This window comes from Shinella lacus, from assembly GCF_010994755.1.
In the GTDB taxonomy this organism is placed as follows: domain Bacteria; phylum Pseudomonadota; class Alphaproteobacteria; order Rhizobiales; family Rhizobiaceae; genus Shinella; species Shinella lacus.
In genome coordinates this window covers 239113-259820 of the sequence record NZ_WHSB02000003.1, presented here as the reverse complement: position 1 = coordinate 259820, position 20708 = coordinate 239113, and the positions used below count along the sequence as shown (strand labels likewise).

The 20708-nt window shown below is 65.4% G+C and carries 23 protein-coding genes; 22 read left to right on the top strand and 1 reads right to left on the bottom strand.

Annotation, left to right across the window (positions count from 1 at the left end; genetic code table 11):
• Positions 1-12: 12 nt before the first annotated feature.
• Genes GB927_RS09340 through GB927_RS09330 form a run of 3 tightly spaced genes read left to right on the top strand, consistent with a single transcriptional unit; the run spans position 13 to position 2830 of the window.
• Positions 13-1086 carry an ABC transporter ATP-binding protein gene (locus GB927_RS09340; RefSeq protein ID WP_256116461.1) on the top strand — a complete coding sequence of 358 codons (1074 nt, stop codon included), beginning with the start codon at positions 13-15 and terminating at the stop codon, positions 1084-1086.
• 5 nt (positions 1087-1091) lie between these two features.
• Positions 1092-1961 (top strand): ABC transporter permease, encoded by an 870-nt coding sequence (locus GB927_RS09335; protein WP_256116460.1) that lies wholly within the window; start codon positions 1092-1094, stop codon positions 1959-1961.
• A gap of 2 nt (positions 1962-1963) precedes the next feature.
• The gene (locus GB927_RS09330) at positions 1964-2830 is read left to right on the top strand and encodes an ABC transporter permease (protein WP_256116459.1); all 867 of its coding nucleotides are present in this window, start codon (positions 1964-1966) and stop codon (positions 2828-2830) included.
• Between the two features lie 3 nt (positions 2831-2833).
• Here the strand turns inward: GB927_RS09330 and GB927_RS09325 are convergent, their stop codons facing one another.
• Positions 2834-4222 carry a S8 family serine peptidase gene (locus GB927_RS09325; protein ID WP_256116458.1) on the bottom strand — a complete coding sequence of 463 codons (1389 nt, stop codon included), beginning with the start codon at positions 4220-4222 and terminating at the stop codon, positions 2834-2836.
• A 99-nt stretch (positions 4223-4321) separates the two neighbouring features.
• On the opposite strand from GB927_RS09325, the gene GB927_RS09320 reads away from it, so the two are divergent.
• The 19 genes from GB927_RS09320 (at position 4322) to GB927_RS09230 (ending at position 20707) form a co-directional block, all read left to right on the top strand.
• Positions 4322-4864: an RNA polymerase sigma factor gene (locus tag GB927_RS09320; RefSeq protein ID WP_064329375.1), complete on the top strand. Its 543-nt coding sequence runs from the start codon at positions 4322-4324 to the stop codon at positions 4862-4864.
• Positions 4861-5586 (top strand): anti-sigma factor family protein, encoded by a 726-nt coding sequence (locus GB927_RS09315; RefSeq protein WP_256116457.1) that lies wholly within the window; start codon positions 4861-4863, stop codon positions 5584-5586. Before GB927_RS09320 ends, GB927_RS09315 begins: the two co-directional genes overlap by 4 nt.
• Before the next feature lie 130 nt (positions 5587-5716).
• Positions 5717-6349, top strand: a complete 633-nt coding sequence (locus GB927_RS09310; protein ID WP_256116456.1) for a TetR/AcrR family transcriptional regulator — start codon at positions 5717-5719, stop codon at positions 6347-6349.
• Between the two features lies 1 nt (position 6350).
• Positions 6351-6887, top strand: coding sequence for a GFA family protein (locus GB927_RS09305; protein ID WP_256116455.1), 537 nt, complete (start codon positions 6351-6353; stop codon positions 6885-6887).
• Positions 6880-7173 carry a DUF6958 family protein gene (locus tag GB927_RS09300; RefSeq protein ID WP_064329371.1) on the top strand — a complete coding sequence of 98 codons (294 nt, stop codon included), beginning with the start codon at positions 6880-6882 and terminating at the stop codon, positions 7171-7173. Before GB927_RS09305 ends, GB927_RS09300 begins: the two co-directional genes overlap by 8 nt.
• 85 nt (positions 7174-7258) lie before the next feature.
• Positions 7259-7975 (top strand): DUF6065 family protein, encoded by a 717-nt coding sequence (locus tag GB927_RS09295; RefSeq protein ID WP_256116454.1) that lies wholly within the window; start codon positions 7259-7261, stop codon positions 7973-7975.
• Between the two features lie 178 nt (positions 7976-8153).
• Entirely contained in the window at positions 8154-8525 is a 372-nt protein-coding gene (locus tag GB927_RS09290) for a hypothetical protein (RefSeq protein WP_256116453.1), read from the top strand.
• A gap of 111 nt (positions 8526-8636) precedes the next feature.
• Positions 8637-10037 (top strand): SLC13 family permease, encoded by a 1401-nt coding sequence (locus GB927_RS09285; protein WP_256116452.1) that lies wholly within the window; start codon positions 8637-8639, stop codon positions 10035-10037.
• A gap of 144 nt (positions 10038-10181) precedes the next feature.
• On the top strand, positions 10182-11357 hold the full coding sequence (locus GB927_RS09280; RefSeq protein WP_256116450.1) for a glycerate kinase family protein: 1176 nt from the start codon (positions 10182-10184) through the stop codon (positions 11355-11357).
• Positions 11358-11461: 104 nt separating this feature from the next.
• Positions 11462-12730, top strand: coding sequence for an ABC transporter substrate-binding protein (locus GB927_RS09275; RefSeq protein ID WP_256116449.1), 1269 nt, complete (start codon positions 11462-11464; stop codon positions 12728-12730).
• 28 nt (positions 12731-12758) lie between these two features.
• Positions 12759-13634, top strand: a complete 876-nt coding sequence (locus tag GB927_RS09270; RefSeq protein ID WP_256116448.1) for a sugar phosphate isomerase/epimerase family protein — start codon at positions 12759-12761, stop codon at positions 13632-13634.
• On the top strand, positions 13631-14416 hold the full coding sequence (locus GB927_RS09265; RefSeq protein ID WP_256116447.1) for a 6-phosphogluconolactonase: 786 nt from the start codon (positions 13631-13633) through the stop codon (positions 14414-14416). Before GB927_RS09270 ends, GB927_RS09265 begins: the two co-directional genes overlap by 4 nt.
• Complete coding sequence (locus tag GB927_RS09260; protein WP_256116446.1) at positions 14413-15336, top strand: ROK family protein; 924 nt, start codon at positions 14413-14415, stop codon at positions 15334-15336. Before GB927_RS09265 ends, GB927_RS09260 begins: the two co-directional genes overlap by 4 nt.
• Entirely contained in the window at positions 15333-16406 is a 1074-nt protein-coding gene (locus GB927_RS09255) for an ABC transporter ATP-binding protein (RefSeq protein ID WP_256116444.1), read from the top strand. Before GB927_RS09260 ends, GB927_RS09255 begins: the two co-directional genes overlap by 4 nt.
• 1 nt (position 16407) lies before the next feature.
• Positions 16408-17310 carry a carbohydrate ABC transporter permease gene (locus tag GB927_RS09250; RefSeq protein ID WP_256116443.1) on the top strand — a complete coding sequence of 301 codons (903 nt, stop codon included), beginning with the start codon at positions 16408-16410 and terminating at the stop codon, positions 17308-17310.
• A 1-nt stretch (position 17311) separates the two neighbouring features.
• Positions 17312-18151, top strand: a complete 840-nt coding sequence (locus tag GB927_RS09245; protein ID WP_256116442.1) for a carbohydrate ABC transporter permease — start codon at positions 17312-17314, stop codon at positions 18149-18151.
• A 14-nt stretch (positions 18152-18165) separates the two neighbouring features.
• Positions 18166-19251, top strand: a complete 1086-nt coding sequence (locus GB927_RS09240) for a Gfo/Idh/MocA family protein (protein WP_256116440.1) — start codon at positions 18166-18168, stop codon at positions 19249-19251.
• Positions 19252-19281: 30 nt separating this feature from the next.
• Positions 19282-19845, top strand: a complete 564-nt coding sequence (locus GB927_RS09235; RefSeq protein WP_256116438.1) for a TetR/AcrR family transcriptional regulator — start codon at positions 19282-19284, stop codon at positions 19843-19845.
• A 16-nt stretch (positions 19846-19861) separates the two neighbouring features.
• Entirely contained in the window at positions 19862-20707 is an 846-nt protein-coding gene (locus GB927_RS09230; protein WP_256116437.1) for a cupin domain-containing protein, read from the top strand.
• The last annotated feature ends 1 nt before the right edge of the window (position 20708 follow it).

Below are 20708 nucleotides of genomic sequence, written 5' to 3'. Positions count from 1 at the left end.
TGCGAGCACTCCATGCACGACCTTCAATGCGAAAGCCTGAGCAAGCGCTTCGGGGCCTATACCGCCGTCAACAGCGTGTCCTTCAACGTTCCGCGCGGTTCGTTCTTCTCCATTCTCGGGCCATCGGGCTGCGGCAAGACCACGCTGATGCGCATGATCGCCGGCTTCGAGGAGCCGACGAGCGGCGACATTCGCATCAAGGGCAAATCCGTGCTCTCGACGCCGCCGAACAAGCGCCCCGTCAAGATGGTCTTCCAGCATCTCGCCCTCTTCCCGATGATGAATGTCGGCGAGAACATCGCCTATGGCCTGCGCTGCCGCGGCGAGAACAAGGCCGATATCAGCCGCAAGGTGGCCGCCGTGCTCGACCGCGTTGGCCTGCCCGGCACGCAGGAAAAGCAGGTCGCCCAGCTTTCCGGCGGCCAGAAGCAGCGCATCGCGATTGCCCGCTGCATGGTGCTCGAACCGGACGTGCTGCTGCTCGACGAACCGCTCGGCGCGCTGGACCTCAAGCTGCGCGAGCGCATGAAGATCGAGCTCAAGCAGTTGCAGCACCAGTTCGAGACGACCTTCCTCTATATTACCCACGACCAGTCGGAAGCCCTGCTGATGTCGGACAATGTGGCGGTGATGAATGCCGGCCAGTTCGAGCAGATCGGCTCGCCGCAGGAGCTCTACAACGATCCGAAGACTGGGTTCGTCGCCGGCTTCGTCGGCGACAGCAACCGCTGGCCGGGCCGCGCGCTTTCCGTTTCGGACGGCAAGGTGCGCGTGGCGCTCGACGGCGGCGGCGAGGCGATCGCGCAGGCGGGCGACGACCGGATTGCGGCCGGCAGCGCGGTCGAGCTGTTCGTGCGGCCCGAAGTGCTTTCGGTCGGTGCGGGCAGCGAGAACCGGCTGGCGGGCACCGTCGAAAGCCTGCTCTTCAATGGCGCCAGCAGCCGCATCCTCGTGCGCAGCCAGGGCGGCAACCTCGTCGAGGTCGGCCAGGCCGTGATGGACGGCACCGGCCGCATCGTGCCGGGTGCGGCCGTCGATATCGGCTGGAGCCACGGCCACGGCCGCTGCTTCAGCGTGTCGAGGTAACGGCGATGCCACGCACGGACATCGGAAAACTCTCCTTCATCCTGCTCTTCGCCCCCTTCGCGCTGTGGATCGTGCTGCTGATCATCCTGCCGCAGCTCGGCATCGGCTATATTTCGCTGCGGGAAAAAGTAGGGCCGGGCGAATACACCTTCGGGCTCGCCAACTACGCCGCCTTCGTCAGCGAGCCGATCTACTGGAACACGCTGCTGCGCACCGCCTGGATGTCGATCCTCGTCACGGTGATGGCGCTCATCATCGGCTTTCCCGTCGCCTATTACATCGCCAAGATCGCGCAGCGCCGCTCGCGCGCCGCGCTCTTCCTGATGTGCCTCATCCCGCTCTGGGTGAGCGACCTCGTGCGCGCCTTCGGCTGGATCGTCATCCTGCGCGAAACCGGCCTCGTCTCGTCCTTCCTGCAGAAGATCGGCCTGATCAGCGGCCCGGTGGAATTTCTCTATAACGACGCCACGGTGGTGATGGGCCTCGTCTACACGGTCGTGCTGTTCATGATCGTGCCGCTCGTCTCGACGCTCGACGGCATGGACAATTCGCTGATCGAGGCCGGCTACAATCTCGGCGGCAGCCGGCTCACGGTCTTCCGCCGCATCGTCGTGCCCTATGCCATGCCGGGCATCGTCGCCGGCTGCATCATCGTCTTCATGTTGACGGCCGGCAGTTATCTCACGCCGATCCTGCTCGGCGGCAAGAACAGCATGTGGTTCACCGAGCAGATCTACGAGCAGTTCGTGACGCGGTACAACTGGGAGTCCGGCGCGACCTTCGGCGTGCTGCTGCTCGTCTTCACCTCGTTCGTCGTCTGGCTCGGCCTGCGGCTGACCGGCCAGAACCTCGCCTCCACCGTCGCAAAGGACTGAGCATGAACGTCGCGGCTCCCCAATCGTCCTTCCTCCGGTGGGTCTATCGCTTCTATATGCTGGCGTTCCTCGTCTATCTGGCGGCACCGCTCTTTGCCGCCGGCATGTTCGCCTTCAACGATTCGATGTTCCCCGCTCTGCCCTGGAACGGTTTTACGCTCGACTGGTTCTTCAGCAGCACCGAGCCGAAGATCGGCATGTTCCATGACCGGCGCCTGCTGCGCGGCTTGCAGAATTCGCTGATCATCGGCGTCGCCGTCTCCGCGCTCGCGGTCGCCGCCGGCACCTGCAACGCCTTCCTGTTCGAGCGCAAGCAGTTCCCCGGCAAGAACATCTTCTACATCATGATGATCGTGCCGCTGGTCATTCCCGGTGTCATCCTCGGCATCTCGATCCTCGTCTTCGCCAGCATGATCGCCAACGGCCTCGAAGAAACTTTCGGCATCGAATGGGACTTCCTGCGCCCTGGCATCTTCCTCGTCATCCTCGGCCAGTTCTCGTTCCTCACGACCATCACCTCGCTGGTGATCGGCGCGCGGCTCCGGAAATTCGACATAGCGCTGGAAGAGGCCGCACTCAATCTCGGTGCCACGCGGCTGCGCGTGCTGATGACGGTGACGCTGCCCTACCTGATGCCCGCGCTGTTTTCCGCCTTCGTCGTCGCCTTCCTCGTCTCCTTCGAGAATTTCAACACGACGCTGATGCTGGTCGGCTCTGACGCGCCGCTCACCATCACCATGTACGACCGCATGGTGAAGGTCGGCTCGACGCCGGTGCTGAACGCCGTCTCGTTCTTCCTGATGGTGGGATCGGGCCTGCTCGCCCTGCTGAGCGTGGTGGTGCAGCGCGGCGGGAACAAGGAAGCCTGAATTTCAGCCGCTGCCGCAAAGTGTGCGCGCATTGAGCAGCCCCCAGCCGTAGATGGCGTCCTTGCCGGGCTTGCCGATATCCTCGGCGGATTTCATTAGCTCGGCCTCGACCTCCTGCGGCGAGAGGCCGGGTTTTTCGGCAAGCAGAATGGAGACGGCGGCCGTCACGAAGGGGGCAGCGAAGGACGTGCCGCTCTTCTGCCGCGCGCCGGAAATCGACGCCGCGGTCCACACACCGACGCCGGGAGCAGCGATATCGATATGGTCCCCACGCACGGCCCGGCGATAGGGATTGCGCGCCGTGTCCACCGCCGTCACCGCGATCACGTCCTCGTAGGCGGCGGGGTAGACCGGCTTGGCATTCGGTCCATCATTGCCGGCGGCCGCGACGAGGATCGTTCCCCGGTCGGCGGCGGCCTCGACGGCGCGCTTCAGGATCAGGTTTTCCGGCCCCGTCAGGCTCAGGTTGACGACCTTGATGTCACGCTTGATCAACAGGTCGAGCGCGCGCACGAGGTCGTAGACATTGGCGATGTCGGTGGATTTGCGGAAACGCTGGAAGGCATCGACGGCGATCAATTCCGCGCCCGGCAGCAGGCCCGGCACGCGGCTGCCCGGCGCGCCGACCAGCAGCGCCGCCACGGCCGTGCCGTGCTGTTCGCCCGAGGGCGCGCCCTCCCCGCCGCCGAGGTCGAGAACCTCCAGCCGAGCATTGGCGAGAACCGTGTGCTTGGCATTGATCGCCGTATCGATGAGGCCGATGCGCTGCGGCTTGAGGCAGGCCACACCGCTTCCCGCCTCTCCGGTCGGCCACCCCACCATATGGCGCACCAGCGCGCAGCCTTCCCGCACGCAGGCAGCGTTTTCCCCGGCCTGCGGCTGATAGAAGTGGTTGAAATCCACCGTCGCCGAAGCGCTGCGGGCCGAGACGGCGGCGCGGGCCGCATCGAGCGTCATGCCCTGCGGGACGATGAGGCGTACCATTTCGCCGCCGATGAGCGCGATCTCGACCCGGTCGTCCACGACGAAACCGTCCTGCGCCAGGCCGGCAATGGCATCGTCGTCAAGGCCGGTCGCGACGATCTCGTTCGGCGTCTGGTCCGGCACCGCCACCACGGCACGGCGCACGGGCGCACGCCGCACGTCGCGCGATGGCCAGCGGAACAGCGAGCGCAGGTCGCCCCGCGCTTTCGGCTGCCACTCGCCGCCGCGACCGCCGCGGCTGCTGCCGCCACCATCGTCGTCCCCGCCATCATCATCGTCGTCGGCGAGCGCCAAGGGGACGCCGGGCGCAAAGCCGCCCTCCGGCGCAGGCAGCGCCACCGTGCCGGCCAGAGTCAGGGCCGCGAGGAGGGAGAGGCGTCCGGAGAGGGCTGCAAGGCGGCTCGGCATGGTCGTTCTCCGTGGCGGATGGGTGGGCCGGATCGGTGACTGGTATCCTGACATACGTTTGACTCGACAGCTTATTCCATGGCGTGCCAAAGAAATCGCATGACGAATGACATGCCGACGGTGCCGGAACGGCTGGTGGCCTTCCTGCCGAACCTCAGACGCTTCGCGATCTCGCTCTGCCGGTCGCGGGAGCTCGCCGACGATCTGGTGCAGGCAGCCTGCGAGCGCGCCATCCTTGCCGCCGACAGTTTTGCGCCGGAGAGCCGCTTCGACGCTTGGATGTTCCGCATCCTGCGCAACCTGTGGATCGACCACCTGCGCCGGCTGAAGACCGCCGGCCCGCATGACGACATCGACGAGGCGCGCGACGTCTCCGTGCCCTCCGGCGAGGCCGCCGCCCATGCCCGCATGGATCTCGCCGAAGTGACCATCGCCCTGCAGAAGCTGCCGGACGAACAGCGCGAAGTGCTGGTGCTGGTCTGCGTCGAGGAGTTCAGCTACCGCGATGCGGCCGAGGTTCTCGCCATCCCGATCGGCACCGTGATGAGCCGTCTCGCCCGCGCGCGAAAAAATCTGATGGAGCTGACGGGAATAAGTTTTGGCGAGAGACGTTCGCCCGATACGAAAGGCGGCGTTTCATGAACAAAGACGATTTCGACGACGAGACATTGATGGCCTTCGCCGATGGCGAGCTGGACGAGGCACGAAGCCTCGCGCTGGAAGAGGCGCTTGCAACCGACGAGACGCTGGCCGAACGGCTCGCCGTCTTCCTCGACAGCCGCCGGCTGGTGGGCGACGCGCTGAAGCCGCTGATCGACGAGCCGGTGCCCGAGGCGCTGCTGGCCTCGGTGCGCAAGATGGCGGCGGACGCGCAGGCACCTCGGGACAATATCGTTTCCTTCCGCCCGAAACCGCAACAGGCGGCGCAGCCGATGGCGCGGCGCTGGCTCATGCCGGTTGCGGCCAGTCTCGTGGCGGTGGTGACAGGTGTCATCGGTTTCACGCTCGGCCGCATGGGGCCGTCCGCGACGGATGCCAGCACCGAGATTGCCGCCGCCCTTGATCGCGAGGCGTCCGGCCGGGACGTGACGCTTTCGGGCGCCGTGCTGCATGTCGTCGCCTCCTTCCGCGACGAGCGCGGCGAACTCTGCCGCGAATACGAGCTGAAGCGGCAGGCGAGCAGCACGCTGACCGTCGCTTGCCGCCAGAACGGCGCCTGGGCGACGCGGTTGGCGCTGACGACCCCGCAGGCCGAAGGCTACGTGCCCGCCTCCTCGCAGGAGACGATCGACGCCTATCTCACCTCGATCCAGGCCGGCGCCCCGCTTTCCGCCGAAGAGGAACTCAAGGCGCTCGCACCCTAAACTCGATACAACGTGCTGAACCGGCTTCCTTCGAGGCCGGTTCAGCGCCGTTTGCGTTCGGTAGAAAGATGCAAATATGTTGATATCAATTCATGCTTGACTCATACCGACCGTATGGTATGTTTTCCGCATGTCCAGACCGACCAAACAATCGCCCGAACGCGGCAATGCGCGGATCCGCCTCCTGGAGGCCGCACGCGACATCATTCGCGAAAAGGGGTTCGCGGCAACCACCATCGAAGACCTGTGCAAGGCCGCTGATGTTACCAAGGGCGCCTTCTTCCATCACTTCGGGAGCAAGGAGGCTCTCGGGGTGGCCGCCGCGGAGTTCTGGGGCGAGACGACGTCGGCCTATTTCGCCGCTGCGCCCTATCACGGCCCGAGCGAGCCGTTGGCGCGGGTGCTCGCCTATGTCGCCTTCCGCAAGGCGATCATCGCGGGCGAATTGCAGGAATTCACCTGCCTCGTCGGCACGATGGCGCAGGAGGTTTTTGTGAGCTCGCCCGATATTCGCGATGCCTGCGGGCGCAGCATGTTCGGTCACACGGCAACGCTGGAGGCCGATATCGAGATGGCGCGGCGCAAGCGCGGCATCACGACGACCGGCTGGACGGCCGAGAGCCTGGCGCGCCACACGCAGGCCGTTCTCCAGGGCGGCTTCATCCTGGCGAAGGCGGCCAACGACCCCGCGCTCGCCCGCGAAAGCCTCGACCATCTGGAACGATACATTCGATACCTGTTCAACGTCACGGAGGATGACTGAGATGCGCAGAACAACCCATATCGGCTGCGCCTGCGGCCAGACGCGCCTTGAAGTGCAGGGAAGCCCGATCCTGGTTTCCGAATGCCTGTGCAACAGTTGCCGGGCCGCCGCCGGTAGGCTTGCAACCCTTCCCGGCGCGAAGAACACGCTGACCGCCTATCACGCGACACCGGCCGCGGAATACCGCAAGGATCGGGTCCGCATCCTGTCGGGCGCGGAAAACCTCAAGGAATTCCGCCTCTCCCCCACCGCCGGCTCGCGCCGCGTTGTCGCCACCTGCTGCAACACGCCCATGTTCCTGGAGATGAAGGGCGCGCACTGGCTGAGCCTCTACCTGCACCTCTGGCCGGAAGCCCAGAGACCGAAGGTGGAGCTGCGCACCATGACGAGCGACCTCGCCGACCGGTCCGGCCTGCCGGCCGACATGCCCAACCTCAAGACCCACACGGTCGCCTTCTATGGAAAGCTCCTGGCGGCCTGGATCGCCATGGGCTTCCGCAATCCGAAAATCGCTGTCGGGGGGACGATCGATGTCTGACAAGATTGAAGTCGAAAACATCAACACGCCCGGCCGCACCGAACGGCTCGACCGCACGAAATACATGGCGATGCGCGCGGCGCTGCTTGCCGCCCTGCCGGACACGGCGCCGGGCATGACGGTCGCCCAGGCGCAGGAGGCTCTGCTGCCGCACCTCTCGGAGACGGATTTCCCCGAGCGGCAGAAGGCGGGCTGGTGGATGAAGGCCGTGCAGCTCGACCTTGAGGCCAAGGGCATCATCAAGCGCGCGCCGAAGCGGCCGGTCCAACTCTACCGGGTCACCTGACGCCCGGTCGAAAATTTTTCGCACCGCCGGGAATAGGCTTCGTCCGTCGCCGTTCTTCTTCCATCGATTGATGAGGAGAACAGCGATGGCACTGGCCCTTCTGAAGAAACCGCAGCCCCGGTTGACCTTTCTCTGCCGCAAGGAGGACGAGGGCGTGATCCCCGCCCCCGTGCGTGCCAAGACGGCGCTGCCCGACTGGTTCCGCAAACTGCCCGCGATCGACGAGACGCAGGTCTCGCCCACCAACAGCGGCATCACCGTGAAGCGCTGCATGCCTTTCCTCGACGCCATGGCCGCCGGCTGGGTGATCGGGCTCGCGGCGAGCGTGCGCATGGAAATCTCCGACGGCGGCAAGACGGTCGATTGCGGCTGGGATTTCGACCGCACGCTGGTCAGCAACCATGCCAGCCACCAGGTCGCCGGCAATCCGCGCGAGCCGCTGCCGCCCTGCAAGTTCCACAATTACTGGACCATCCGCACGCCGCCCGGCTGGAGCTGCCTGTTCGTGCCGCCGCTCAACCGGCCGAACGGCGTCTTCGAGATCGTCGCCGGCGTGGTCGACACCGATACCTACCAGTCGGAAATCCACTTCCCCTTCTTCGCCATCGGCGAGGACGGCCTGCATATGCTGGAACGCGGCACGCCGATCGTCCAGGTCATCCCCTTCCGCCGCGATGCCTCGGATCTCGACGCGGACATTCGTGCAGAAAGCCCGCCGGAGGGCGCCGTGCGCAAGACGATCCTGCGCAAGACGCTCGCCGCCGACGGCTGGTATCGCAAGTTCGCCCGCGCCCAGCGGTAGATTTTGAGCCGGATAAATCGCCTTGGCCGTCGCTGCGCCCCGTAGCGGCGGCGATGCCGCATGCGCCGAAGATACAGACTATCATATTGAAATTATTTCCGTTTTATCGGGAATAAGAATTGTCCGCCGCCGTTTCTCCCTCGCAGCCAACGAGGCTGTCACTCAAAGGAGAAACACCATGAAGAAGGTCATCGCAATCCTGAGCGCATTCCTGGTGGTCGGCGCCGCAGCCCCCGCGCCCGCCGTCGCCGACGACCCGGTTTACCGCTTCCTGCAGAAGATGACGCGCACCAGCAAGGCGAGCCAGGCGCGCTATGGCCGCGACCGCGACGACGACCGTCGCGGCAGCTGGAGTTCGAACCGCAATTCCAACAGCTCGTCGAATTCCAACTCGAACCGCAACTCGAATTCGAATTCCAACTCCAACTCCAATTCGAACTCGAACTCGAACTCAAACTCAAACTCAAACTCGAATTCCAACAGCAATTCCAATTCGAACAGCAACTCGAATTCGAACGGTTCGTCGAACTCGTCGTCCGACGACGATTGAGCCGCAGCCTGAAAGACCGAAAGGAGGGCGATCGTGGCCCTTTATGCAATCGCCCCTCCCGGACCCCACGCCGATCGGCGTGGGGAACCGTCTCCGACGCTGGAGCCGAGCATGCCGCTCGCCCGCGTCAAACAGATCGTCGCGGCGATCGTGCTCGCCTTCAGCGCCATGCTGATCTTCCTCGCGATCGACGGCCTCACCCTGAACATGCGGCTGACGCTCGCCGTCTTCGTGGCGACGATCACCGCCTGGACCATCCTCGACCTGCCGGATACGCCCGTGGCGCTGGCGGGTGCGGCACTCCTGCCGGTCGTCGGCGCGATCAACGAGGATGTGCTCTACCGCTCGCTCGGCAACGATATCGTCTGGCTGATGCTGGCGGCCTTCGTCGTGGCCGGTGTGCTTCGGCAGGTCGGCGTGATCGAGCAGATCATTCGCCGGCTGCTTGCCCGGCTCGCCACCGTGCAGGGCCTGTTCTGGGCGCTGACGCTCCTGATCTTCGCCACCGCCTTCATCATCCCCTCGACCTCCGCGCGCGCCGCCATGCTGGCGCCGGTCTATCTCGGCCTTGCGGCGGCGATCGGTAATGCGCGGGTCAGCCGTGCTCTAGCACTGCTCTTTCCCTCCGTCATCCTGCTTTCGGCCGGCGCCTCGCTGATCGGTGCGGGCGCCCATCTCGTCGCGGCCGGCATGATGGAGCGCCTGCGCGGCCAAAGCCCGGATTTCCTCGGTTGGATCGCGCTTGCCGGCCCCTTCTCGCTGCTGTGCTCGCTCTTTGCCTGCGCCGTGCTGCTAAGGCTTTTCCTCACCCGTGAGGAACGGACGATGGCGATCGCAGCGCGCAGCTCCGACGAGACTCCCACCCCGCTGACACGCCAGCAATGGACCGTGCTCGCCATCACCGGCGCGATGATCCTGCTCTTCGCCGCCCAGCCCCTGCACGGCATCGGCATGCCGCTCATCGGCATCGCCGCCGCCCTGCTGCTGGCGACCGAGCGGGTCTCCGGCCTGCCGCTGAAGGCTGCCCTCAAGGGCGTCGAATGGAACCTGCTGCTGTTCCTCGCCGGCACGCTCGTCATCGGCGAGGCGCTGCTGGCGACCGGCACGGCGCAGGTGCTGGCCGAGCGGGTGGTCGGTCTCGCCGGCAGCAGCATCGCGGCCTGGCCCGCGCTCGTCATCGGGTTTGCCGCCATCGTCGCGACCCTCTCCCACCTCGTCATCACCTCGCGCACGGCGCGGGCAACCGTGCTGATTCCCGCCCTTGCCCTGCCGCTCGCCGCCCTCGGCGTCGATCCGCTCAATCTGGTGATGGTCGTGACGCTGGCGAGCGGCTTCTGCCAGACGCTGATGGTCTCCGCCAAGCCGGTGGCGCTGTTCGGCGCGATGGACCCGCCACCCTTCGGTCAGGCCGACCTGTTACGGCTCGCCATGGTGCTGGTCGTGCCCTTCGTGGTGCTGCTCATCGTCTTCGCCACGCTCGTCTGGCCACTGCAAGGCCTGCCACTGCACTGAACCACGCACATGAAAAATAAAAAGGCCGCCATGTGCGGTCTTTTTATTTAGCCGACTAAATTTATTTTCATTCTGCCGGAATAGATGCCGAACCATCCCGTTCCTCCCCTGTCACATGATTGTCATAGTAAAAGGAACGTCCCCATGTCTTTCACGGTTCTCGTCGCCCCCTCCGGTTTCAAGGAGAGCCTCTCGGCCGATCAGGCAGCGGATTGCATCGAAAGCGGCGTCAAGCGCGCCTTCCCCGGCGCCACCGTCTTGAAGGCGCCGATGGTCGATGGCGGAGAGGGTTTTACGAGGGCGCTCGTCAAGGCGACCGGCGGCACCCTTCATCACCTGACGGTGACCGGCCCGATCAATGACCCGGTCGAGGCGCATTTCGGTTTCCTCGGCGGTTGCGGCGAGCCAACCGCCGTCATCGAGATGGCGGCCGCCGCAGGCCTCAGCCTCGTGCCGCGCGGCCGGCGTAATCCGTGCCTGACGACGAGCTACGGCGTCGGCGAACTGGTGCGCGCCGCACTCGACAAGGGTGCACGCCGCATCCTGCTCGGCTGCGGAGACAGCGGCATCAACGATGGCGGCGCCGGCATGGCGGAAGCGCTCGGCATCCGGCTTCTCGATGAAGAGGGCGACCTCCTGCCCCGCGGCGGTGCTGCGCTCGCCCGCCTCGCCGCCATCGATATCAGCGGTCGCGATCCGCGGCTTGACCGCGTGCGCATCGATGCCGCCGTCAACTGGCACAATGTGCTGCTGGGTGAGTGCGGCGTCGCGCGCATCTTCGGGCCGCAGAAGGGCGCCACGCCGGCACAGGTGGAGGTCCTCGCCGCCGCCATGGAGACCTATGCCGCCGCCATCCGGCGCACGACGGGCATCGATGTCGGCGCCGCACCCGGCGCCGGCGCCTCCGGCGGGCTTGGTGCCGCAGTGCTCGGCCTCGTCGGCGGCAGGCTGCATCCGCGCTACGACATCGTCATGCAATATCTGGAGCTCGACCGGTTCATCGCTAAGGCCGATCTCGTCATCACCGCGGAAGGCAGCCTCGACGGCCAGACGCCCTTCGGCAAGGTGCCGGCCGAAGTGGCGCAGCGCGCCAAACGCGCCGGCGTGCCCGTCATCGCGCTCGCCGGCACCATCGGCAAGGGCGTGCGCCTCAACTTCGAACACGGCATCGATGCCTTTGCCTCCATCCTCAGCCGGCCCTGCTCGCTGGAGGACGCGATTTCCTCGGCGCCGAAGCTGCTCGCCCGCGCAGCCGAAGATGCCGCCCGCATGGTGATGGTCGGCATGAGCCTGAAGAACCGGCTGGACGACGCCGCATAGCCGCACCGAAACGACTTTCCACAGGGCAATTTCGTCCACTTTACTTTACCGACCAGACGGTATAGTAATTTTGCGAACTTAACGCGGTGTGGGAGGAGAACACAGTGCATTGGGATGGATTTCTGAGGACGACGGCGCTGGCTGGCGCCGTCCTGTGGGGCGGCTCTGCGGGCGCAGCGGAAGTATCGATCTTCTGCAGCTCGGCCGGCGCCGAACTGGAACTTTGCCAATCGGCCTCCGAGGCCTGGGCGAAGGAGACCGGCAACACGGTCAAGATCAACAAGATGCCGGCGAACTGGGGTGAGGCGCTGCCGCTCTACCAGCAGCTTCTCGCCGGCAAGTCCGGCGACATCGACGTCCTGACACTCGACAATATCTGGGTCGGCGCGCTCGCCGCCCATCTCATCGACCTCAAGGAAAAGGTGCCGGCGGAAGAGCTTGCGGCGCATTTCGATTCCGCGCTCGCCGACAGCACCATCGAGGGCAAGCTGCTCGCCATGCCATGGTTCGTCGATGCCGGCCTGATGTTCTACCGCAAGGACCTGCTCGAAAAATACGGCAAAGCCGAACCGAAGACCTGGGCGGAACTGACCGAGACGGCCAAGTCCATCCAGGAGCAGGAACGCGCCGCCGGCACCAAGGACATGTGGGGTTATGTCTGGCAGGGCCGCGCCTATGAGGGCCTGACCTGCGACGCGCTGGAATGGGTCGCCTCCTATGGCGGCGGCACCTTCATCGCGCCGGACGGCACGATCACCGCGAACAATCCGAAGGCCGTCGCGGCCCTCGACCTTGCCCGCTCTTGGATCGGCGGCATCAGCCCCGAAGGTGTGCTCAACTATGACGAGGAAGGCTCCCGCGGCGTCTTCGAGGCCGGCAATTCCGTCTTCCACCGCAACTGGGGTTATGTCTGGGGCACCAGCCAGGCCGCAGGGTCGGCGCTCGCCGGCAAGGTCGGCGTGATGGCGCTGCCGGTCGGCGCCGAAGGCGAGAAATCGAGCGGCTGCTACGGCGCAGGCCTGCTCGGCGTCTCCAAATATGCCGAGGATACCGACGCGGCGGTGAGCCTCGTGCGTTACCTCACGGGCGCCAAGGAGCAGAAGCGCCGCGCGCTGCAGGCCTATAGCCCGACGCTGAAGGCGCTCTACCAGGACGAGGAAATCCTGAAGGCAAACCCGGCGCTGCGTTTTGCCGAAAAGGCCTATGCCGAAAGCGCTTCCCGCCCCTCGCAGGTGACGGGCGCCTCCTACAACCGCGTATCGCAGCGCATCTTCAACGGCGTGCACAACGTGCTGAGCGGCAAGGAAGGCGCGGAAGAGGCGCTGACCAAGGTCAGCAGCGATCTGGAACGGCTGAAGAAGCGCGGCTGGTAAGCCGCGCCACCCCATCGAGGACATGACAGTGAATATCGCGATCGCACCGTGCTGCTGGGGCGTCTATTGGCCCACCGGCAACGACCTCGGTTGGACCGATTATCTCGACCGCATCGTGGCGGCCGGATACCGCCACACCGAGCTCGGCCCCTACGGCTATTTCTCGACAGACCCGAAAGTGCTTTCGCACGAACTCGACCGCCGTGGCCTCTCCGTGGTCGCGGCGGCCCATGTCCACACGCTGGCGGACGCCGATACGGCCTCGGCGCTGGCGGACAAGACGCACCAGATCTGCGCGTTGCTGTCGGCCATCGGCGGCACGCATTTCATCCTGATGGACGAGTCCGAATTCTACCCCAAGGACCGGATGGGCGTCGTCGACGAAGCGGGCTGGCGCAGCGTCGTCGAGTTGACCATGCTCTCCGCCGGTATCGCCCGCGAACATGGCCTGCAATTCAGCTTCCACCCCCATGTCGGCACCTGCGTGGAGCATGAAAGCCAGATCGAGCGGCTGCTTGCCGAGACGGACCCGGCGCTGGTCGGCCTCTGCCTCGACACCGGCCACCATGCCTATTGGAAGGCCGATCCGAAAGCCTTCTTCCTGCGTCACCAGGCGCGCATCAATTCCATCCACCTGAAGAACGTCGATGGCGCGTTCCGCGAAAAGGTCCTGGCGGAAAACATCCATTGCGACCGCGCCTTCGAGGACGGCATTATGACCGATCTCGACCGTGGCGTGGTCGACATCGCCGATTTCATGGCGACGCTGTTGGCACATGGCTACGACGGCCCGCTGGTCATCGAACAGGACCTTGCACCGAAACATCCCGAAACGCCGGAGGCGATCGCCGCGCGGAACTACCGGTTTGTCTCCTCTCTGCTTCAAGGGCAGGCCGGCCGATGAAGGTTATGATCCATAACAATCCCGAGGCGATCGGCGAGCATCTTGCCACCCGCATCCTCACGGAACTGCGCGCCGCCAACGCGGCGGGCCGACCCTATGTGCTCGGCTGCCCGGGCGGCCGCAGCCCCATGCCGGTCTATCAGGCGCTGGAGCGGCAGCTTGCGGCCAATCCGGTCGATTGCTCCGGGCTGATCGTCGCGATGATGGACGAATACCTGCTGTCCGGCCCCGACGGCCTCTCCCCGCCACCGGCTTCCGCGCACTATTCCTGCCGCGGTTTTGGCGAGCGGGAAATCGTTGGCCGGATCAACCGGGCGCTGCCCGCGGCGTTGCGCATGCCGGAAGTAAACTTCCGCATGCCCTCCCTCGCCGCGCCGGAAACCTATGACGCCGGGCTCGCAAGCCTCGGCGGCATCGATCTCTTCCTGCTCGCCTCCGGTGCCGGCGATGGCCACATCGCCTTCAACCCGCCGGGTTCCATGCGCGACAGCCGCTCACGCATCGTGACGCTCGCCGAACAGACGCGGCGCGACAATCTCGCGACGTTCCCGGATTTCCATGGGCTGGACGAGGTGCCGACGCACGGCCTCACCATCGGCACCGGCTCGATCGCAAACCTCTCCAAGGCGGTCGCGATGATCGTCTGGGGCGAGGGAAAACGTGAAGCTTTCCGGCGGCTTTCGACGGCATCCGGCTACGATCCGGGCTGGCCGGCGACCATTGCCGTCGAATGCCGCAACGCCGAGCTGCACGCCGATGCGGCGGCCGGAGCGGTACCATGACACGGCACGCGATCGGCATCGACGTCGGCGGCACCAAGACGAAGGCCTGCATCGTGCGCCTCTCGGATGGCGCCGTCGTCGCCGAGCGCACGGAGGCGACGCCCTGCCAGAATGGCGGCGGCGCGGTGCTCGACCTCGTCTGCGACCTGGCGGCCGCCATGCGGGAGCGCGCGGACGGAGAGGCACGGGAGGCCGCGGCACTCGGCATCTGCCTGCCGGAACTGGTGACGCGCGACGGCGAGCCGGCTTCGGCCTGGAATTTCGACTGGCGCGGGCTCGATTATCGCGCCCGCCTCAGCCGTTTCGGCGCCTTGCACATCGACAGCGACGTGCGCGCCGCGGCCTTGGCGGAAGGCTGGATGGGGGCCGGCCAGGGCATCGATCCCTTCGTCTACGTCACGATTTCCACCGGCCTTTCCCATTCGCTGGTGATCGGCGGCGCGCCTTATGAGGGTGCGCGCGGCTTTGCCATCCACTTTTCCGGCAGCGATCTCGTCGCCTTCGACGGCCCGGCGCGCGACCGCGCGGTGCGGCACAATCTGGAACTTTTCGCCGGCGGCAAGGCGCTCGGCGAGCGCTACGGCGCGCTCATCGGCCGGCCGGATGCCACCGCGCTCTCGCTGTTCGAGGCGGAGGTGCACGATCCGCGGGCGGCCGAGATGGTCGAGAACGCGCTGCTCTCGCTCGCCTCCTATCTCGGCCAGCTCATCAACACGCTGGACCCCGCCGTGCTCGTGCTCGGCGGCGGCATCGGCAGCGATCCCGAAGTGACCCCGCGGCTCGCCGCGCTGACGCGCGACTTCATCTGGGCCGAGGGTGCGCGGGACATGCCGATCGTGGCGAGCCTCATCGGCGACACGGCCTGCGCCATCGGCGTGGCGGCGCTGGCCCACAGAACATTCAAGATGGAACGGTCATGAGCGGTATAGATCTCATCAATGTCGTCAAACGTTTCGGCGCGCTGACCATCATCGACAAGCTCAACCTCGCGATCGCCGAGGGCGAGTTTGTCGTCTTCGTCGGGCCCTCCGGCTGCGGCAAGTCCACGCTGCTGCGCATGATCGCCGGGCTGGAGGAAATCTCCGATGGCGAGCTGCGCATCGCTGGCAACCGCATGAACGAGACGCCACCGGCCAAGCGCAACATCGCCATGGTGTTCCAGTCCTACGCGCTCTATCCGCACATGAATGTCGAGCGCAATCTTGGCTTCGCGCTGGAGACCGCCCGGCTGCCGACCGCCGAGATCCGCGAGCGCGTCACGAAGGCCGCAAAATTCCTCAAGATCGACCACCTGCTGGAGCGCCGGCCGGCGCAGCTTTCCGGCGGCCAGCAGCAGCGCGTCGCGATCGGCCGCGCCCTCGTACGCCAGCAAAAACTTTTCCTCTTCGACGAACCGCTCTCCAATCTCGATGCGGACCTGCGCATGGAGATGCGCGTCGAGATCGCCCGCATCCACCGCGAGGTGAAGGCCACCACGGTCTACGTCACGCACGACCAGATGGAGGCGATGACGCTCGCCGACCGCATCGTCGTGCTGAAGGACGGTTTCATCGCCCAGATCGGCACACCGATGGAGCTCTACGAGCGCCCGGCCAACCGCTTCGTCGCAAGCTTCATCGGCTCTCCGCGCATGAATTTTCTGCCGGGCCTGCTGGCTCGCGAAGGCGAGGAGAGCGTGCTGTCGCTCTCCGGCGGACGTCACCGGCTTGCAGCCCATGATTATGCCGGCGACGTCACGCTCGGCATCCGGCCGGAAGACCTGATGCTCGGCGGCGGCGAGGCAACGCTGGAGGCAGAAGTGCTGCTTGTCGAGCCGCTCGGCGGTGAATCCCTCGTCCACCTCAATGTCGGCGATGGCCGGTCCATCGTCGTGAAGGCGCAGGGCAAGCCGAATATCCGGCCCGGCACCACGACCCTCGTCGGCTGGAAACACGAGCGCGCGCATCTCTTCGGCAAGGACGACCGCGCGCTTCTTCCGGGGAGGACCTGACATGGCGACGATGCGCATCGGCCTCAATGCGATGCGGGCGCGAACGGCCTGGCTGTTTCTCGCGCCGAGCCTCGTCGTGCTCTTCGCGGTGGCGCTCTGGCCGCTCGGGCGGACCTTCCTTTTCTCCTTCACCGATGCCTATCTCACCGAGCCGGACATCTACGACTATATCGGCTTCGAGAACTACTTCACCCTGTTCGAGGATCCACTCTGGTGGCAGTCGGTCCGCAACACGCTGTTCTTCACCGTCATCTCGGTGTCGATCGAGACGGCTCTGGGGCTCGCCATCGCGCTCCTGCTGAACGCCCACATCGGCGGCCGCGGCCTGATGCGGGCCGTCATCCTCATCCCCTGGTCCATTCCCGTCGTCGTCAGCGCGCGCATGTGGCAATGGATGCTGCATGACCAGTTCGGCATCCTCAACCATGTGCTGAAGCTCATGGGCCTCATCGACAACGGCATCGCCTGGACCGCCAATCCGGATCTCGTCATGCCGGTCATCATCGCCGTCGACGTCTGGATCACAACGCCCTTCATGGTGCTGCTCATCCTCGCCGGGCTGCAGATGCTGCCGAGGAGCATCTACGAGGCCGCCTCCATTGATGGCGTCTCGGAATGGCGGCAGTTCACCGCGCTGACCCTGCCGCTGCTGGCGCCGAGCATTGCCGTCGCCGTGCTGTTCCGGCTGCTTGATGCGCTGCGCATGTTCGATCTGAGCTTCGTGCTGTCCTCGAACAGCGACGACACGAAGACCGTGTCGATCTATGCCCGCGAGGTGCTGGTCAATTTCCAGGACATGGGCGTCGGCTCGGCGGCAAGTGCCGCGATCTTCCTGATGATCGCGATCGTCACCGCGATCTACGTGACCGTCTTCCGGCTCAACCGCCGGCTCCTGGGGGTGTGACATGGTGCGCAGCAGAGCCAACAGACGCCTCCACCGCATCGCGATCTACTCGCTCTTCACCGTGGTCGCGCTCTACACGCTGTTTCCCTTCTACTGGATGATCGCCTCGTCGCTGAAATCCGGCCAGGCGATCTTCGACGTCACCTTCCTGCCGGACCTGAAGTTCAACAATTACGAGGCGATCCTGTCGGATGGCGTGTTCCTGCGCAGCCTGATGAACTCGCTGATCGTCGCCGCCTCCGTCGTGGTGCTGTCGCTGGGGCTCGCGATCGCCGCCGCCTACGCGCTCGGCCGCATCGATTTCCGCGGCCGCTCGCCGATCATGTTCCTGTTCCTCGCGGTCTCGATGTTCCCGCAGATCGCGCTGCTCTCCGGCCTCTTCGAGATGATCCGCTGGCTCGGGCTCTACAACACGCTGGGCTCGCTGATCTTCGCCTACATGATCTTTACGCTGCCCTTCAACATCTGGGTGCTGACCACCTTCATGCGCAGCCTGCCGCGCCAGATCGAGGAGGCCGCCATCATGGACGGCTGCTCGCCGCTCAGGATCGTGCGCTGCATCTTCCTGCCGATGATGGGGCCGGCGCTGATGTCGACGGGCCTGCTCGCCTTCATTGCCTCGTGGAACGAATTCATGTTCGCGCTGACCTTCATCCTGACGGACGAGAACCGCACGGTCCCTGTCGCGATCGCGCTGATCTCCGGCTCCAGCCGCTACGAGTTCCCCTATGGCGCCATCATGGCCGCCTCGACCATCGTCACCGTGCCGCTGATCGTGCTGGCATTGCTCTTTCAGAAATACATCGTCTCCGGCCTCACGGCCGGGGCGGTCAAGGGTTAGGAAAGGTTCTTTTCATGCGTATCGTCCGTGTCGGTCTCATCGGTCTTGGCGAGGTGAGCCAGTTGATGCACCTGCCGATCCTCGCCGATCACCGCCATCTGTTCGAAGTGGCCGGCGTCTTCGACGTTTCGCCGAGCCTGACGGCCCATTGCGCCGAGCGCTATGCGACCGCCCGCGCCTATGACAGCGCCGAGGCGCTGGTCGCTTCGCCGGATATCGATGCGGTCTTCATCCTGACGCCCGACCAGACGCATCGCCACTATCTCGACCTGGCGCTGAAAGCCGGCAAACATGTCTTCCTCGAAAAGCCCGCCTGCCTGACGCTCGGCGAAATCGACGACGTGGCGCCGCTGGCGAAAGCGTCCGGCCTCCTCGTCTTCGTCGCCTATATGCGGCGCTATTCGCCAAGCTTCCTGAAGGCGAAGGAGATGATGCCGGCGCGCGAGGAACTGCGTTACGTGCGCGTGCGCGATCTCATCTGCGAAGGCCCCTTCTTCATCCGCCAGACCCGCAACATCTTTTATCCGCGCGATCTCGATACAGATTTCCTCGCCCAGTCGCGCTCGGACACGGAGGCGCTGCTGCGCGACGTCGCCGGCAAGGACGCCTCCCCCAGCCTGATGCGCGCCTACCAGGTGCTGACGGGCCTCTCCTCGCACAGCCTCTCGGCCATGCGCGAGCTGATCGGCTTGCCACAGCGGGTCATCGCCGCCCATCACAAGCAGAATGGCGAGCAGATCGTCGCGCTCTTCGACTACGGCCACTTTACCGCAATCTACGAGGCGCTGATCGACAATGTCGCGCGCTTCGACGCCCGCATCGAGGTGTACTCCGACCGCCGCCGCCTCAGCTTCGGCTACGACACGCCTTACATCCGAAACCTGCCGACCTCGCTGGAAGTGACTGACTCGACCGACACAGAGACAGAAACGCGAGTCTTCGGCCCGAACTACACCGACCCCTTCGCCATCGAGCTGCGCGCCTTCCACGATCATCTGGTGAACGGCACGACGCCGAAGACAACGCTCGATGATTCCCGCCAGGACCTCGCCCTGATGGCCGATATCGTCGGTCGCCTGCGCGAGAGTTCGCAGCTATAGCGGGAAGATCGCAACAGCATGGGTATCGACATGGCAAGACGTGGCACCGCACGCGAACGCATCCTCACCGCGGCCGAGGAGATCGTCGTCAAGGACGGCGTCTCGACGCTGACCTTCGACAAGGTGGCGGAGGTGACCGGGCTTTCCAAGGGCGGCATCCTCTACCACTTCGCCAGCAAGGATGCGCTGGTGCGCGCCATGGTCGAGCGCTTCGTCTACCGCTTCGAGACCGGCCTTGCCGGGCTTGAGGGCACGGACGCCGAGCCGCATGGCCGCTACACGCGCGCCTATGTCGCCGCCACCATGGGCGACGCCGCCAGCACGGGCGACCAGTACGACCGCCTCGGCGCCAGCATCACCGCGGCGCTGTCGAACTTTCCCGATCTTCTCGAAATCGTCCACCAGCAGAACATCCGCTGCCAGGCGGCCGTCGAAAAGGACGGCCTCGATCCGGTGGAAGCCACCATCATCCGCCTTGCCATCGAAGGCATGTGGATGGCGGAGGTCTTCAACGTCATGCATCTCGACCCCGCCATGAAGCAGGCCGTCATCGAGCGGCTGATCACCCGCACCCGCCCTGCTTCATCGCCTTGAAACAAAGGAGTTTTCCATGGGCTACAAGCCTTCCCCCCGTCCCGTCTTCGACCGGCCGAGCCACATTCCCTATGCCGGCGTCACGCGCCATCTGTGGGGCGAGGAGAATGCCGGCCTCGTCGACGACTGGATCTATGCGTCCACGGAAAACATCCACCAGATCGTCTTCGGCATGCAGCCCGGCGGCTGCTTCAAGCACACCGACGCCTTCCGCACGATTTTTGGCGCGGATGAACTGCTCTATGTGATCAGCGGCACGCTGGGCCTTGCCAATCCCGAAACCGGCGAGGTCTGCATTGCCAAGCAGGGCGAGGCGCTGTTCTTCCGCAAGGACACCTGGCACCACGGCTTCAACCTTGGCGAGGAGCAGGTGCGCGTGCTGGAATTCTTCGCGCCGCCGCCGGCCAAGGGCACCTCCGGCCCCTATGCCCGCACCAAGCCGCTGCTCTCCGAAAACCGCTATATCCAGCAGGAGTTTCTGGGCCGCTGGCCGATGGCGGCGGAGGCGCAGCGCGAGGCTCGCACCATCCACCCGAAGCGCGATGGCGACATGCTCTGGAGCCTCGATGCGGAGACGCAGGGCGCCTATACCGGCTTCTACTGCGCGACGGACCAGCTGACCGTCGGCAAGACGACGGTGCTCGGCGGCAAGCGCACGCGCATCGAGCGTCACAAGGGCGACGAATGCCTCTATGTCGTCTCCGGCGTGCTCAACATCCACATTCCCGATGCCGAGGGCCAGGCCTGGTTCGAGCTCAACCCGCGCGACGGCTTCTACATCCCCGCCGGCTTCGACCACCAGTATTTCAACATGGCGCACACGCCCTGCGAATTCGTCTTCGGCACCGCCCCGGATTATTGAT

Bases quoted from the DNA above. Each gene is read 5' to 3' on its own strand.
- GB927_RS09340 (WP_256116461.1), top strand. From the start codon at position 13: ATGCACGACCTTCAATGCGAAAGCCTGAGCAAGCGCTTCGGGGCCTAT.
- GB927_RS09335 (WP_256116460.1), top strand. From the start codon at position 1,092: ATGCCACGCACGGACATCGGAAAACTCTCCTTCATCCTGCTCTTCGCC.
- GB927_RS09330 (WP_256116459.1), top strand. From the start codon at position 1,964: ATGAACGTCGCGGCTCCCCAATCGTCCTTCCTCCGGTGGGTCTATCGC.
- GB927_RS09325 (WP_256116458.1), bottom strand. From the start codon at position 4,222: ATGCCGAGCCGCCTTGCAGCCCTCTCCGGACGCCTCTCCCTCCTCGCG.
- GB927_RS09320 (WP_064329375.1), top strand. From the start codon at position 4,322: ATGACGAATGACATGCCGACGGTGCCGGAACGGCTGGTGGCCTTCCTG.
- GB927_RS09315 (WP_256116457.1), top strand. From the start codon at position 4,861: ATGAACAAAGACGATTTCGACGACGAGACATTGATGGCCTTCGCCGAT.
- GB927_RS09310 (WP_256116456.1), top strand. From the start codon at position 5,717: ATGTCCAGACCGACCAAACAATCGCCCGAACGCGGCAATGCGCGGATC.
- GB927_RS09305 (WP_256116455.1), top strand. From the start codon at position 6,351: ATGCGCAGAACAACCCATATCGGCTGCGCCTGCGGCCAGACGCGCCTT.
- GB927_RS09300 (WP_064329371.1), top strand. From the start codon at position 6,880: ATGTCTGACAAGATTGAAGTCGAAAACATCAACACGCCCGGCCGCACC.
- GB927_RS09295 (WP_256116454.1), top strand. From the start codon at position 7,259: ATGGCACTGGCCCTTCTGAAGAAACCGCAGCCCCGGTTGACCTTTCTC.
- GB927_RS09290 (WP_256116453.1), top strand. From the start codon at position 8,154: ATGAAGAAGGTCATCGCAATCCTGAGCGCATTCCTGGTGGTCGGCGCC.
- GB927_RS09285 (WP_256116452.1), top strand. From the start codon at position 8,637: ATGCCGCTCGCCCGCGTCAAACAGATCGTCGCGGCGATCGTGCTCGCC.
- GB927_RS09280 (WP_256116450.1), top strand. From the start codon at position 10,182: ATGTCTTTCACGGTTCTCGTCGCCCCCTCCGGTTTCAAGGAGAGCCTC.
- GB927_RS09265 (WP_256116447.1), top strand. From the start codon at position 13,631: ATGAAGGTTATGATCCATAACAATCCCGAGGCGATCGGCGAGCATCTT.
- GB927_RS09260 (WP_256116446.1), top strand. From the start codon at position 14,413: ATGACACGGCACGCGATCGGCATCGACGTCGGCGGCACCAAGACGAAG.
- GB927_RS09255 (WP_256116444.1), top strand. From the start codon at position 15,333: ATGAGCGGTATAGATCTCATCAATGTCGTCAAACGTTTCGGCGCGCTG.
- GB927_RS09250 (WP_256116443.1), top strand. From the start codon at position 16,408: ATGGCGACGATGCGCATCGGCCTCAATGCGATGCGGGCGCGAACGGCC.
- GB927_RS09245 (WP_256116442.1), top strand. From the start codon at position 17,312: ATGGTGCGCAGCAGAGCCAACAGACGCCTCCACCGCATCGCGATCTAC.
- GB927_RS09240 (WP_256116440.1), top strand. From the start codon at position 18,166: ATGCGTATCGTCCGTGTCGGTCTCATCGGTCTTGGCGAGGTGAGCCAG.
- GB927_RS09235 (WP_256116438.1), top strand. From the start codon at position 19,282: ATGGCAAGACGTGGCACCGCACGCGAACGCATCCTCACCGCGGCCGAG.
- GB927_RS09230 (WP_256116437.1), top strand. From the start codon at position 19,862: ATGGGCTACAAGCCTTCCCCCCGTCCCGTCTTCGACCGGCCGAGCCAC.